General features: G+C 62.3%; 13 protein-coding genes. 12 read left to right on the top strand and 1 reads right to left on the bottom strand.

Annotation, left to right across the window (positions count from 1 at the left end; genetic code table 11):
- The first annotated feature begins 63 nt into the window (after nucleotides 1-63).
- The 3 genes from EKH55_RS09635 to EKH55_RS09625 all read left to right on the top strand — a co-directional run bounded on the left by EKH55_RS09635 (nucleotide 64) and on the right by EKH55_RS09625 (nucleotide 5,088).
- Nucleotides 64-1,500: a terminase large subunit domain-containing protein gene (locus EKH55_RS09635; protein ID WP_246231724.1), complete on the top strand. Its 1,437-nt coding sequence runs from the start codon at nucleotides 64-66 to the stop codon at nucleotides 1,498-1,500.
- Nucleotides 1,500-3,605, top strand: a complete 2,106-nt coding sequence (locus EKH55_RS09630; RefSeq protein WP_151611418.1) for a portal protein — start codon at nucleotides 1,500-1,502, stop codon at nucleotides 3,603-3,605. The genes EKH55_RS09635 and EKH55_RS09630 overlap by 1 nt, the downstream gene beginning before the upstream one ends.
- Before the next feature lie 727 nt (nucleotides 3,606-4,332).
- Nucleotides 4,333-5,088: a TylF/MycF/NovP-related O-methyltransferase gene (locus EKH55_RS09625; protein ID WP_192803708.1), complete on the top strand. Its 756-nt coding sequence runs from the start codon at nucleotides 4,333-4,335 to the stop codon at nucleotides 5,086-5,088.
- Between the two features lie 181 nt (nucleotides 5,089-5,269).
- On the opposite strand, the gene EKH55_RS09620 is transcribed toward EKH55_RS09625, so the two are convergent.
- Nucleotides 5,270-5,881: a hypothetical protein gene (locus tag EKH55_RS09620; protein WP_151611416.1), complete on the bottom strand. Its 612-nt coding sequence runs from the start codon at nucleotides 5,879-5,881 to the stop codon at nucleotides 5,270-5,272.
- A gap of 436 nt (nucleotides 5,882-6,317) precedes the next feature.
- Here EKH55_RS09620 and EKH55_RS09615 point away from each other — a divergent pair, with 436 nt between their 5' ends.
- From EKH55_RS09615 to EKH55_RS09580, 9 genes are all read left to right on the top strand, one after another.
- The gene (locus tag EKH55_RS09615) at nucleotides 6,318-6,503 is read left to right on the top strand and encodes a hypothetical protein (protein ID WP_427915844.1); all 186 of its coding nucleotides are present in this window, start codon (nucleotides 6,318-6,320) and stop codon (nucleotides 6,501-6,503) included.
- 158 nt (nucleotides 6,504-6,661) lie between these two features.
- Complete coding sequence (locus tag EKH55_RS09610) at nucleotides 6,662-7,285, top strand: hypothetical protein (RefSeq protein ID WP_151611414.1); 624 nt, start codon at nucleotides 6,662-6,664, stop codon at nucleotides 7,283-7,285.
- A 184-nt stretch (nucleotides 7,286-7,469) separates the two neighbouring features.
- Nucleotides 7,470-8,465: a DUF5309 domain-containing protein gene (locus EKH55_RS09605; RefSeq protein WP_151611413.1), complete on the top strand. Its 996-nt coding sequence runs from the start codon at nucleotides 7,470-7,472 to the stop codon at nucleotides 8,463-8,465.
- Nucleotides 8,466-8,538: 73 nt separating this feature from the next.
- Entirely contained in the window at nucleotides 8,539-8,709 is a 171-nt protein-coding gene (locus EKH55_RS29375; RefSeq protein WP_192803707.1) for a hypothetical protein, read from the top strand.
- Between the two features lie 2 nt (nucleotides 8,710-8,711).
- Nucleotides 8,712-9,035, top strand: coding sequence for a hypothetical protein (locus tag EKH55_RS09600; protein ID WP_151611412.1), 324 nt, complete (start codon nucleotides 8,712-8,714; stop codon nucleotides 9,033-9,035).
- Entirely contained in the window at nucleotides 9,032-9,628 is a 597-nt protein-coding gene (locus tag EKH55_RS09595; RefSeq protein ID WP_151611411.1) for a phage adaptor protein, read from the top strand. The genes EKH55_RS09600 and EKH55_RS09595 overlap by 4 nt, the downstream gene beginning before the upstream one ends.
- Entirely contained in the window at nucleotides 9,625-10,227 is a 603-nt protein-coding gene (locus EKH55_RS09590) for a hypothetical protein (protein ID WP_151611410.1), read from the top strand. The genes EKH55_RS09595 and EKH55_RS09590 overlap by 4 nt, the downstream gene beginning before the upstream one ends.
- A complete protein-coding gene (locus EKH55_RS09585; protein ID WP_151611409.1) occupies nucleotides 10,224-11,852 on the top strand; it encodes a hypothetical protein in 1,629 nt (542 codons plus the stop codon). The genes EKH55_RS09590 and EKH55_RS09585 overlap by 4 nt, the downstream gene beginning before the upstream one ends.
- Nucleotides 11,849-12,313 carry a GNAT family N-acetyltransferase gene (locus EKH55_RS09580; protein WP_151611408.1) on the top strand — a complete coding sequence of 155 codons (465 nt, stop codon included), beginning with the start codon at nucleotides 11,849-11,851 and terminating at the stop codon, nucleotides 12,311-12,313. Before EKH55_RS09585 ends, EKH55_RS09580 begins: the two co-directional genes overlap by 4 nt.
- Nucleotides 12,314-12,443: the final 130 nt, after the last annotated feature.

The raw sequence follows: 12,443 nt of genomic DNA, 5'->3' as shown, positions 1-12,443 counted from the left end.
CGATGTTCCTGCCGGCCGGCGGATGGGCATCCGGCATCGGCCAGATGAAGACGAGGACGGCGGATGGCAAAGCGAATGGAGGCGGCCGACGGTGCGGTGGCGCCGGAGCTTTCCGCCATGCTGAGAGAACAGGCCGCGCTGATGGCGGAGCTCGACCGGCGGCGGCGGACCAACCTCATTGCCGGCTACAGGCCCTATAGCAAGCAGCACGACTTTCATGCGGCCGGCGCGGACTACCGCGAGCGGCTGTTCATGGCCGGCAACCAGCTCGGCAAGACGCTTGCCGGGGCGGCCGAAGCGGCCATGCACCTGACCGGGCGCTACCCGGACTGGTGGACGGGCAGGCGCTTCGACAAGCCGATCGTAATGCTGGCGGGCTCGGAATCCCACGAGCTGACCCGCGACGGCGTGCAGCGGCTGCTGGTCGGGCCGCCGCTCAGCGAGGAGGAGTGGGGCACCGGTTTCATTCCCAAGGCGACGATCGTTCAGACGACGCGGCGTTCCGGCGCTTCCGGCGCGCTCGACAGCGTCACCGTGCGGCACGAAACGGGCGGCACCTCGACGCTGCTCTTCAAGGCCTATGAGCAGGGCCGCGGCAAATGGCAGGCGAACACGGTGGACTACGTCTGGTTCGACGAGGAGCCGCCGGAGGACGTGTATTTCGAGGGCATCACCCGCACCAATGCAACGGGCGGCTCGATCGCCGTCACCTTCACGCCGCTCAAGGGCTTGAGCGCCGTGGTGGCGCGCTACCTCATGGAGAAATCGCCGGACCGCGAGATCATCACCATGACGATCGAGGACGCGGACCACTACACGGCCGAGGAGCGGAAGCGGATCATTGCCAGCTATCCCGCGCATGAGCGGGAGGCGCGCACCAAGGGCATTCCGTCGCTCGGCTCGGGCCGGATCTTCCCGGTGACCGAGGAGAGCATTCGCGTCGAGCCGTTCGACATCCCGAAACACTGGGTGCAGATCGGCGGCCTCGACTTCGGCTGGGACCACCCCTTTGCCGCCGCGGGCTGCGCCTGGGACCGCGACGCGGACGTCTTCTACGTGACCAAGACCTATCGCGAGCGGGAGGCGACGCCGATCATCCATGCGGCCGCCCTGAAACCCTGGGGCGGCTGGCTTCCCTTCGCCTGGCCGCATGACGGCCTGCAGCACGACAAGGGCAGCGGCAACCAGCTTGCGGCGCAATATCGCGCGCAGGGGCTCATGCTGCTGCCCGAGCGCGCCACCTTCGACGACGGCACCAACGGCGTGGAGGCGGGGCTCTCCGACATGCTTACCCGGATGCAGACCGGACGCTGGAAGGTGTTTTCCACCTCGACCGAATGGTTCGAGGAATTCCGCCTCTATCACCGCAAGGACGGCCGCATCGTCAAGGAACGGGACGACCTGATCTCCGCCTCGCGCTACGCGCTGATGATGAAGCGCTATGCGCGGGCGAACAACGGCAACGCGAACTGGAATTTCACCGCCCGAAAGGTTCTTTGATGGCCGCAATGACCGATGAACGCCTGTGCGCCCTTGTCAGCCACATGGTGAAGGACTGCGAGAGCTATCGCGACGCGCTCGCGACCGAGCGCATCAAGGCGATGGAATATTACGACGGCACGATGCGGGACGTGCCGGCGGACGCCAATCGCTCCAAGGTGGTTTCGCGCGACGTGCGCGCGGCGATCAAGAAGGTGCTGCCTTCGCTGATCCGCACCATTCTCGGCAACGACAAGGTGGTGGAATACCAGCCGGTCGGCGAGGGGGACGAGGCGGCGGCGGAGCAGGCGACCGACTACATCAATTACGTCGTGTTTCCGGAGAGCAACGGCTACGACGCCGTGCAGGATGCGGCGCATGACGCGCTGAAGCTCCGGAACGGCGTGATCCGCTGGTGGTACGAGAAGAAGCAGACGGTTTGCGTTTCGACCCATACGGGCCTCGACGAGGCGGCGCTGGTGCATCTCGTCGGCGACGACGATGTCGAGGTGCTGGAACAATCGCAGACGATCGAAAGGATCGAGCCGGCAGCGCCACGGGCTTTCGCGGCGAATGCGGGCGGGCTTGACACTTTTCCTCATCCCGCTCCGGTGGCGCAGCCGAGCTACAGCGTCAAGATCCGGCGCCGCACCGAACGGGGCACGGCGCGGCTGGCGGCGGTGCCGCTCGAAGAATTTCTCATCCACCCGGATGCGATCTCGATCGAGGACAGCCCGATCACCGGCATTGCCATGCGCATGCGCCGCTCCGACCTGATCGCGATGGGCTACGACCGCGACATGATCGAGCGGTTGCCGGCCTCGACCGGCGACAGCGGCCGCGACGACGAGGGCCTAACCCGCCGGCGCGACGCCTTCGATGCGCGCGACGAGATGCCGAAGGCGCTGGAGGAGGTGGACTATTACGAGCTCTATGTGACGATCGACGCCGACGACGACGGGATTGCGGAACTGCGCCGGCTGGTTTTTGCCGGCGGCACAAGCGAGGAGAACCTGCTTTCGAACGAGGAATGGGACGAGGTGCCCTTTGCCGACCTCATCATCGAGCGGCGGCCGCACCAGCGCGAGGGCGGCTCGGTGACCGACGATCTCGCGGAGATCCAGCGGGTGAAAACCGTGCTGATGCGCCAGACGCTGGACAATCTCTACTGGCAGAACAACCAGCAGCCGATCGTGCAGGAAGGGGCGATCGCCAATCCGGAAGCCGTGCTCAACCCGAAATTCGGCCAGCCGATCCGGGTGAGCCAGGGGATCGATGCGCGCGCGGCGGTGGGCTACACGATGGTGCCCTTCGTCGCCAAGGAATCCTTTGCGATGCTCTCCTATCTCGACCAGGAGGCGACGGACCGCACGGGCATTTCCGACGCCTCGAGCGGGCTTGCGCCGGACGCGCTGACGAACATGACGGCGCGGGCGACGGCGCTGATCGAGCAGGCGGGGATCGGCCAGACGGAGCTGATGGTGCGCACATTCGCGCAAGGGCTGCGGCGTGTGTTCAAGGGCCTGTTGCGGCTGACGATCAAGCACCAGGACCGGCCGCGCGCCGTGCGGCTGCGCGGGCAATGGGTGACTTTCGACCCGCGCCACTGGAACGCGGAGATGGACGCGACGGTGAATACGGGGCTTGGCGCCGGCACGCGCGAGCGCGACATGATGATGATCCAGCTGATCCAGGAGCTACAGGAGAAGCTCCTGACGACGCTCGGGCCGGACAACCCCTATGTCTCGCCGGACAACCTCTATAACGGCATTGCCAAATCGGTGGAGGCGGCGGGGCTGAAATCGCCCGAGCTCTACTTCACCAAGCCGACGCCGGAGGAGATCCGCCAGCGCATGCAGGCGGCCGCCGAGCAGCCGAACCCGGAGATACTGAAGCTTCAGATGCGGGCGCAGGCGGAGGCCGAAAAGGCACGGCTTTCGGCGGAAAACGAGCGGCGGAAACTGGAGATCGACCGCGCGCTGAAGCTTGCCGAAATCCAGCAGAAGGGCGCGCTGAAGCGCTACCAGATCGATGCGGAGCTGGAGCTGAAGCGGGAGCAGAATGTTGCGGAAATGAGGGGCGGTGAGCCGCTGACGGCGGCGCAGGTTGGGGGGATGCCGGGGTGAATTTCAATGCCCAGTTGCCTTCTCAAAATAAGCAGGCCATGGCGCTCCCGCGGAAAAAGGCGCGTTGAAATGCAGGCATACGGCTGGACAAGAGCCCGAGCAGCCGAGGTCTTTCGTTACTGTGGTGCAACCCAACAATACTGAACACTCTTGAATACTCGCGCGAAACGACATATGCGCATGAGCATGAGAAGATTTGTCCATGTCTCACTTATCGTTTTGCTTCAGTTGCTTGCGTCGTCTTGCAGCGAAACGGTTGCACCCGCGGAGACCCCGCTCGTCTCCGCCAGGTCCGGTACGACCACTTCGCAAATGAGTTCGAAGGAAAGTCCCAGGCAGTGCACGACGCCCAAGGTGGTGTGTCCGTATGGCACCGGCCCTGCAGGGGTGCCCTGTTCGTGCTGGTCGAATGAGGGTGGTGCGCCACACCTCGGCGTGACGACGAAGAAGTAGTGGGGCGAGCCGCTGGATGCGGCCAGTATTGGAGGGTTGCCGGGGTGAGAAGAAACAGGACCCCCCGCAAGCGTCACTGGGTTGGGGGGCGCTCTTTAAGCGGGGCATGGTAACAATCGTAGACCAAATTGCCACAGTTCTTGTGTGCGATGATTCAGCTTCGCTCTATCGTCAGACTTGACGGCGCAACAGCGGACTGCTTTTTGCACGGTCGTAGCGCCTCAAGGGGCAGAGGCCTAGCACTCACGGGTGCCTTAGAATTCGGGGAATGCCAATGCGTTTCAGACTGCCGTTTCTCAAATCCAACAAGCGTGGTTCGGAACGGAGCGTGGATTTCGAGCGCATCGACCGATACGCGCGCCACGCAGACGACCGCGACCCTTATCTGGGCGCCTATTTCGAGGCCGCGCGGGCCACTGGATCGAGCGACAACGTCTTCAAGCAAAATCGGTTCTTCACGCTCTATCAAATGGCGCAGCGTGTAAGCCAGTCGGGTGTGCCTGGCGATTTCGCCGAGTGCGGCTGCTGGCGCGGTCACTCGACCTATATGGTCGCAGATTTGCTCAAGTCGCTCAAATGGCAGGGCCGGTTCTGGGTGTTCGATTCCTTCGAAGGCGGACTTTCCGACAAAGTCGCTCAGGATCGCATCGGCCGTGGCGATTCTTCCCCGGAAGACACAAAGCGGCAGAAAATGAAGTTCACCTCCGATTACGAACAGGTCCAGGCAGTGCTATCGCCTTTCCCCTTTGTCTCGCTCCACAAAGGCTGGATACCCGGCGTCTTCAATGTTCCGGGACTGTCGGATCGCCGGTTTTCGCTGGTCCATATCGATGTCGATCTCTATGAGCCAACCCGCGACAGCCTCGAATTTTTCTATCCTCGCATGAACCCGGGTGGCGTGATCGTAATCGATGATTATGGCTCCGCTACTTTCCCGGGTTCGAAGCTTGCGGTCGACGAGTATATGGCGAAGACCAAGCCGTCGTTCTTTCTGGAAAGCCATCTGATGGGCGCCGTGCTCGTCGTATGAATGGCATGGCAGCCAGACTCCAGGCGAAGCGGAGTTAGTTGGACAGGCTTGCAAGGTGAGAGCTTAACGCTCTTCCGCCCGCTGGGAGCCTGGGCTGTTGCTCTGGCCGAGCCGTTGCTGGGCCTCATGTCGAGATGGATACAGTCCCTGGCGGAACTGCTCGAACGCAAATATCGTTGAACTACCCAGCGATCAGGCCCCGATCGACCAACTCGCGCAAGTTTTCAATTTTTGTTCGCTTAGCTCCCTTAATTGTGGAAACTCGCGGTCGAATATGGATCATCGCTGCCTTCTCAAGATTATCTTGCCAACTAGACATGCCCCATTTGTCGCCTCCCGGCAGAATTCTACCGGTAAACCGGCTGTGACGCGCGAGCTGATGCATGACGCCTTCGTCTTCTAGGCGACCACGGTTGTATTTCTCGATATCGACCAAATGCAGCTTCGAACGGAATAGCTGCCTATGGGAGCGGTCCAACTTCCAAAGGCATCCACTCCAATAGGGATAACGCCAATGAACCAGTCCTTTCATCTTTCTGATATATGCCCATTTTAGGCGCCTTTGGTCCGGCGCTGAGACGCCTATGCCCGGTTGCTCAAATAGGCTTTCAGTCATGCCCTTGCGAACAAACATGTCCATGTCCAGCATCACGACGACATCATAGTGATCGAACTTCTTGTCGAGCATCACCAGCTTTTGTAGCGGCGGCGAGAACTTGGGCGAAAAAATATTGCCGCTCAAAAACTGATAATCTGCGCATTCCTGATCGGCAAACGCCCGGATATTGGCCATTGAAAGTCTCTCGACCTCACCGAGTTCTCCGGAATAGTGCTGTAGTACAAGTCTCTTCACTTCGTTGCTCTTATTGCGTGTATGGCCGTAGACATCAGGAACATCCCACGCAGGTTTCATCGAATGCCATAGTTACCCCTGATTTAAAGCGCCATGCGCCTTATCAGATGCACAAACGTTGGCCTTTAATGAGGTCGATTTAAGGAGACATGCAGCCGTGCGCGCATGATCTGTCTATCATCCAGCAATTCAAGTGCTGGTGACGACGAAGGTGTTTTCCGATCGTCGAGGGATATCGACCTGTGCAGCGGCGCTTGGCGTAACACGTCCTACTCCGTCTGCGTCTCGGCAGATTTCAGCTCCCTCCCGAGAAAGGATGCATGTGTTGAATTCAGACGAAAAAACTGAAGCTGCGCGGGCGCTTCTGGACAACCCAATGTTCAACCTAATGATGGATGAGCTCGAAGCGGCGGCGATCAACGGTTGTGTCAATGCGAGGCTTTCGGACCACGAATCCCGCGCTGCCTTTGCGGCCGAGGCGCGGGCAATTCGAAATTTTCGCGGCAAGCTCAAGTTCCTGACGGGACAAGTCAAGGCCGAGGGAATAGGCGCCCCCGCATAAGGCAGGTGCTTTGCTGGCGGAGGCAGTCCCTCTGCCGTCTAGGCTGCTCCCTTCTCAAAGTGAGCCATGAAGCAACTGCAGCAAATTGAAATGGCGCGAATTTTTCAATGCGGAGTCGACGCGCCGCTCCGCCCGAACACTCTTTTGAGGGTCTTTTCATGATGAACGATAGTGCCAACCGGCTGTCTGGCGGGAGCAAAACCGTTGAAGGCTCGACCAGGCCCGCAACCTACGATGATCTCAATTTCCGAGAACCGCAGGATGTCAACTCGCCAGAGGAGGACCAGGAAAGGCGGGAGGAGGACAAGCGCGACGGCGGGGCGACCGGACGGGACGCGAATGACCCAGGCGATATTCATAGCTTAGGCGACGAGCCGAACTTGCCTGATGAGGAGGAGATAGTCAACGAAGCCGAGGAACGGATCGCGGCGGAGAACGCCAAGCTCCTTGAGGCTTTCCCGGAGACAGGGGATGACGAGGGGCGGCGGTCCTTCTTCGCCGATGCTTTCGAGACTGCGAGGGAACTCGGCTTCTCTGACGAGGAAATGCGGGAGGTGATTGACCATCGACTTTTCAAGCTCGTGCATTATGCCCGGCTTGGGCTCAATGCCGAGAGGGCACGTGCGAAGGCCTTGCAGAAGGTTAGTGCGGCCCCGGCCTTGGCACCCCGCACGAAGGCGAAGAGCCTGGCGCAGCGGCAGAGTCGAGAAAGCCGCGAGGCGATGCAGCGACTATCGAGAACGGGATCGATCCGCGATGCAATGGCGGTCGATTTCGAGTAGTCGGCAAGTCCAGGCGGCGCGCTTACCCCCCTCTGGCCGGCCATCCCGAAGGGACACAGGGTAGACGGTATTTAGCACGTTCAGTGCCAGCCAAGCGCAATTGAATCCCCGATATGAAATGACCGTCCGCTCGGTTCGCCGGCGCGAGGACGGCCCGCATTCATCAATATATAAGGACCAACACATGGCAGTCGTTACTAACACATTCCAGTCGACGCAGGCCGTCGGCAATCGCGAGGAACTTTCGGACGTGGTTTCGCGCATCACGCCGGAAGACACTCCGATCTATTCGCTGATCGAAAAGGGCAGATGCGTCACGGTCCACCCGGAATGGGAAACGGACGAACTCGTCGCGCCGGGGGCCAATATCCGCGAGGAAGGGGAGGAATATGCCTTCGGCGCGATTGCTCCGCCGAAGCGGCTGGGCAACTATACGCAAATCATGCGCAAGGACTGGATTATCTCGGCGACTCAGGAAGTCGTTTCCGAGGCCGGCAACGTCCAGAAGCGCAAGTATCAAAAACTCAAGAAGGGCGTGGAAATCCGCAAGGACGTGGAATTCGCGATCGCCGACACCAACGCTTCGGCCGGTGGCGCCACGCGCGAATTCGGCTCGCTGAACACCTGGATCGAGACCAACGTCTCGCGTGGGGCCACTGGCGCCAATGGCGGCTTCAACCCGGGGACGGGTTTGACTGTGGCGCCGGTCACCGGCACACAACGGGCATTCACAAAGGCCATCCTGGACGACGTCATGCAGCAGGGCTATCAGAACGGCGCGAATTTCCGCCATGTCTCGGTCTCGCCCTATGTCAAATCCGTCTTCGTCACCTTCATGTCCGATGCGAATGTGGCGCCCTTCCGCTATGCGGTCTCGCAGGGCGGCGAGCGCAACACGATCGTCGCGACGGCGGATTATTACGAGGGTCCGTTCGGCACGGTTATGATCCATCCGAACCGGGTGCAGGCCGTCAGCACCGGTCTGGCGCGCAACGCCTTCTTCATCGACACGGACATGCTCTCATTCCTGTGGCTCCGCAATATTCAGGAGGATCGCGATGTCGCCAAGACTGGCGACGCCGACAAGGGCGTGATCATCGGCGAGGGCACGCTCAAGGTGCACAACGAAAAGGGACTCGGTATCGCGGCAGACCTCTTCGGCCTGAGTGCTGCCAGCTAGCAGGCGTGGTGAACCGCCGACATTTATACGGGCGCCGAGAGGCGCCTTTTTTGTTTTTGGGACGAGGCGCACGATGACTGAAGTGAAGACAAAGTATTTACCGGTCAGGCTTCTTTACGACACATGGGTAACTGAAGGGCATCGCGTCCCGGCCGGCACGCTACTCGATGTGCCGCTAGATGCGGCTAAATTCCTGATTGCCAAGGGCAAGGCCGAGCGCGCCGATCCGCTGCCGGGGGAGTGACCATGGTGATCCGCGACGGCGACTGGAAGCTCTTCGACCATGATTTCCTGACCGGCCGCTCCGTCTGGGTGATGGAGGACGGCAACAAAACCCATTGGCGGACGGACTACCCGGTCGAAAACCTCGTCCGCCAGAACGCCTTTAGCCGCAATGCGACCGCCGGCAACGGCTTCGGCGAATGGACCAAGGTTGCCTCCATCCCGCTCAACCTGGCGCATTCGGAAAGCCTGGTCCGGGCCCACTCCGAGGGGGACGATCGCTATGTGAAGCGGTGGCTCAATGACGGCGACAACCGCGCGTGGCGCTCATTCGAGGGGCGGCTATGACGATATCGGATTATGCATCCCTGCTGGTCGATGCCGGCGCCTATTCCGGCCGCGACGACATTGCCCATCTCTTCCCGCGCTTCGTTGCCCTGGCGGAACAGAAGTTCAATCGCGTGTTGCGCCTTGCCGGCATGGAAAAGGCGGCGACGCTGGCGCTGGCGGAGGGCGAGGGCAGCTTGCCGGCGGACTTCCTGGAGGCGCGGCAGGTGCTTGCGCCGGGCAGCCGTTTGCTGCGGGCGCGGCCGCTGGCTGAACTGACGGTGGTTGCAACAGCGGGCGGCGCGCCGGTGGGCTACGCGATCATCGGCGACCGGATTCGGGTGCGGCCGAGGGGGGCGGCGGAACTGGAAGTCACCTATTACGCCAGGATACCGGCCCTGACGGCCGCCGAGCCCAGCAATTGGCTGATCGACAGAGCGCCCGACGTCTATCTCTACGGGCTGGTCGAGGAAATCGCCATCTGGGAACGGGACGCCGCCAAGGCGGGCGCGGCCGAGACGCTGAAGCGGCAGGCGATGGCGGGGCTTGGGCTCGCCGACGAGAGGCTGCGCTGGGGCAATGGCGAAATCGCCATCGGAGGGCCGACGCCATGACGCTTCTGACCGCGGTCAACGGGGTGTGCGATATCGTTTCGCTCGACCGTTTCGAGAGCGTCTACGGGACGAACGATCCCAATGCGCAGACGATGGTGGCGCTGGCGCAGGAGGCGGGCGGCGAGATCGCGCGGCGCGCCGACTGGCGGCGCCTGCTGAAGAGCCTCGCCGTTTCCGCTTCGCCGGAGCTGCTGCCCTCCGACTATCAGCGGCTTGCGCCGGGGGGCGCGGTCCGCAGCGCCGTCGGGGAATGCGTCCGGCTGGTGACGAATGACGCGCAATGGGCGGTGGTGGCGGCTGTCGGCTCTCAGGCGCCCTATTGCCATCTTCGCGGCAGGGAAATGCTCTTTTCCCCGACCGCTTCGGCCGCCGGCGCGACGATCGACTATTTCTCCAGGAACTGGGTGCTCGGCGATCCTTACGAGGAGCGCGATTTCTTTCGCGCCGACGACGACACGACGTTCTTTCCGGAGCGGCTGCTTGCGAAAGGGTTGATCTGGCGCTGGAAGCGGCAGAAGGGCCTGCCCTTCGAGGACAATCTGGCGGAATTCGAAGCGGATCTCCTGCAGGAGATCAATGCGGACAGGGGGTCATCATGACGAGGGTTCTTCCCGGCCGGCTGCCACTCACCAATCGCGGCCAGGCGAGCATCGGCCGCTCGCAAACCTCGCATGCGGTGACGTTTCCGGCGCCGAAAGGCGGGCTGGTGACGACCGCCGACATGGCCTCGCAAGTGCCGGGATCGGCAAGCGTGCTCAGCAATTTCCTGCCGACGCTGACCGGCTGCACGATCCGCGGCGGTTCGCGCAAGGCGGGGCTGGCGGCGGATGGCAGCGCCATCCGGAGCGCCTTCAAATATAAATATGGCAGCAATGAAAAGCTGTTCATGGCGACGGCGAGCGCGATCTACAACATGACGGCGCCGGCAGCACCGCCGGCGACGACCGCCGCGGAGGTCAGCGGGCTCAATGGCGGCGATTGGTGCGCCTTTCAGCACACGACGGCCGGCGGCTCCTTTCTCGTCTGCCTAAACGGCGCGGATCCGCGCCGCATCTATGACGGATCCAGCTGGGCGACGACGCCGGCGATCAGCTTCTCCGATGCGACGACCATGGCTCAGCTCAATTATGGCTGGCTCTTCAAGAACCGCGAGTTCTTCCTGAAGAATGCGACGCTCGATGCCTATTATCTGCCGGTCAATGCGATCGGCGGGGCGGCCTCGTTGTTTCCGCTCGGCGGCGTGATGAAGAAGGGCGGATCGTTGCTGACCGGCTTTTCCTGGTCGCTCGAAAGCGGCGACGGGCTTTCCGATCTTTGCGTCTTCGTTTCGACCGAGGGGGAGATCGCCGTCTATGCCGGCTCCGACCCTTCGAGCGCCAGCGACTTCGCGCTGAAGGGCGTCTACCAGATCGGCAAGCCGCTCGGGAAGAATGCCTGGATCCGCGTCGGCGGCGACGTGCTGATCGCCACGACGGACGGCCTGACGCCGATGAGCCAAGTGTTTCAGCGCGACTTCCATCAGCGAGAAGGGCAGGCGCTGGCGCAGGTTTCGGTCTCCCGGCCGATCGAGGACGACTGGCGGCAGGCGGCGAATGCGACCGGCTCGGGCTGGACCCTCAAGCCCTGGGTCGAGCAGAATCTCGTCTTCGTCGCCTTTCCGGACAACAGCGTCGTCAGCGACAAGACATTCGTCATGAATGTGCTCACCGGGCGCTGGTCGACGATCAGCAACTGGCGGGCAAACTGCTTCGAGACGCTGCAGGGTGGCCTCTTCTTCGGATCGCTTGACGGCTATTGCTGGCAGGGGGACTCCGGCGGCACCGACGATGGGCTGAGCTTTACCGCCACCTATCTCTCCCAGTTCATGCCGGCGGGGCAATTCGGCCAGCGGGCCGCGGCATCGCTGGCGCATATGTATTTCCGCGCGAAGACGAAGCCGAGGGTGCAGCTTTTCGCGCGGGCGGACTTCGACAGGACGGCGCCGCCCTTCGACCGGGTGACGGAAGGCAACACGGCGTCGCCGGAATGGGATGTCGGGCTTTGGGACGTGGCACGCTGGGACGGCGTGTCGGAGCGGTTGCGATACGATTTTCGCCAGAACGTGCGGGCGGCGGGCGACATGCTTGCCGTCGGCTGCGTCATCACCTCCGGCGGCGCGGTGAAGCTCGACATCGCAGTGGATCTCGCCACGATGCAGGTCTCGGCCGGGGAGGGAAGCGCTTGAAGATCATCTGGGGCGGGGCGGGCGATTCCGCGACAAATCAGGCGATCGGCGTCTTCGTCGCCAGCCGGATCGAGGGCTGCGAAAGGGGCTTTTCCGACTTCACGACGCTGGGTGTGGTGGAGAAGGGGGGCGTTCTGGAGCAGGGCCGGCTCATTGCAGGCGTCGTCTACCACAATTACGTGCCGGAAGCGGGGGTGATCGAGCTTTCCGCGGCCTCGAGCAGCAAGCGCTGGCTGACGCGGGCGGTCCTCAGGGCCATGTTCGGCTATCCGTTCGACGAGATCGGCTGCCAGTTGGCGGTGCTGCGCGTCTCGGAGAAAAACCGCGGCATGGTCGATATCGCCCGCCGCTTCGGGTTCACAGGCCACCGCATTCCCCGCCTGCGCGGACGAGGGGAGGCGGAAATCATCTTCACGCTGACGGACGATGCTTGGCGGGCGCATGCCGTCAATCGACTTTGACGGTTGGACCAGGGGAGCGTTGACAGTTCTCCTGCATGTCTCCTTAATCGACCTCAATTGAAGGACAAAGACATGCAGCAATTCAAAGCGTTACAGCGACCTTTGCGCGTCTGATAAGACGCGCGGCGCT

This window comes from Sinorhizobium alkalisoli (genome assembly GCF_008932245.1).
GTDB lineage: Bacteria > Pseudomonadota > Alphaproteobacteria > Rhizobiales > Rhizobiaceae > Sinorhizobium > Sinorhizobium alkalisoli.
This window is presented reverse-complemented; position numbering and strand designations above follow the sequence as displayed.

What these genes read in the sequence shown, in the direction of transcription:
- EKH55_RS09635 (WP_246231724.1), top strand. Translation starts at nt 64, where the DNA reads ATGGCAAAGCGAATGGAGGCGGCCGACGGTGCGGTGGCGCCGGAGCTT.
- EKH55_RS09630 (WP_151611418.1), top strand. Translation starts at nt 1,500, where the DNA reads ATGGCCGCAATGACCGATGAACGCCTGTGCGCCCTTGTCAGCCACATG.
- EKH55_RS09625 (WP_192803708.1), top strand. Translation starts at nt 4,333, where the DNA reads ATGCGTTTCAGACTGCCGTTTCTCAAATCCAACAAGCGTGGTTCGGAA.
- EKH55_RS09620 (WP_151611416.1), bottom strand. Translation starts at nt 5,881, where the DNA reads ATGGCCAATATCCGGGCGTTTGCCGATCAGGAATGCGCAGATTATCAG.
- EKH55_RS09615 (WP_427915844.1), top strand. Translation starts at nt 6,318, where the DNA reads ATGTTCAACCTAATGATGGATGAGCTCGAAGCGGCGGCGATCAACGGT.
- EKH55_RS09610 (WP_151611414.1), top strand. Translation starts at nt 6,662, where the DNA reads ATGATGAACGATAGTGCCAACCGGCTGTCTGGCGGGAGCAAAACCGTT.
- EKH55_RS09605 (WP_151611413.1), top strand. Translation starts at nt 7,470, where the DNA reads ATGGCAGTCGTTACTAACACATTCCAGTCGACGCAGGCCGTCGGCAAT.
- EKH55_RS29375 (WP_192803707.1), top strand. Translation starts at nt 8,539, where the DNA reads ATGACTGAAGTGAAGACAAAGTATTTACCGGTCAGGCTTCTTTACGAC.
- EKH55_RS09600 (WP_151611412.1), top strand. Translation starts at nt 8,712, where the DNA reads ATGGTGATCCGCGACGGCGACTGGAAGCTCTTCGACCATGATTTCCTG.
- EKH55_RS09595 (WP_151611411.1), top strand. Translation starts at nt 9,032, where the DNA reads ATGACGATATCGGATTATGCATCCCTGCTGGTCGATGCCGGCGCCTAT.
- EKH55_RS09590 (WP_151611410.1), top strand. Translation starts at nt 9,625, where the DNA reads ATGACGCTTCTGACCGCGGTCAACGGGGTGTGCGATATCGTTTCGCTC.
- EKH55_RS09585 (WP_151611409.1), top strand. Translation starts at nt 10,224, where the DNA reads ATGACGAGGGTTCTTCCCGGCCGGCTGCCACTCACCAATCGCGGCCAG.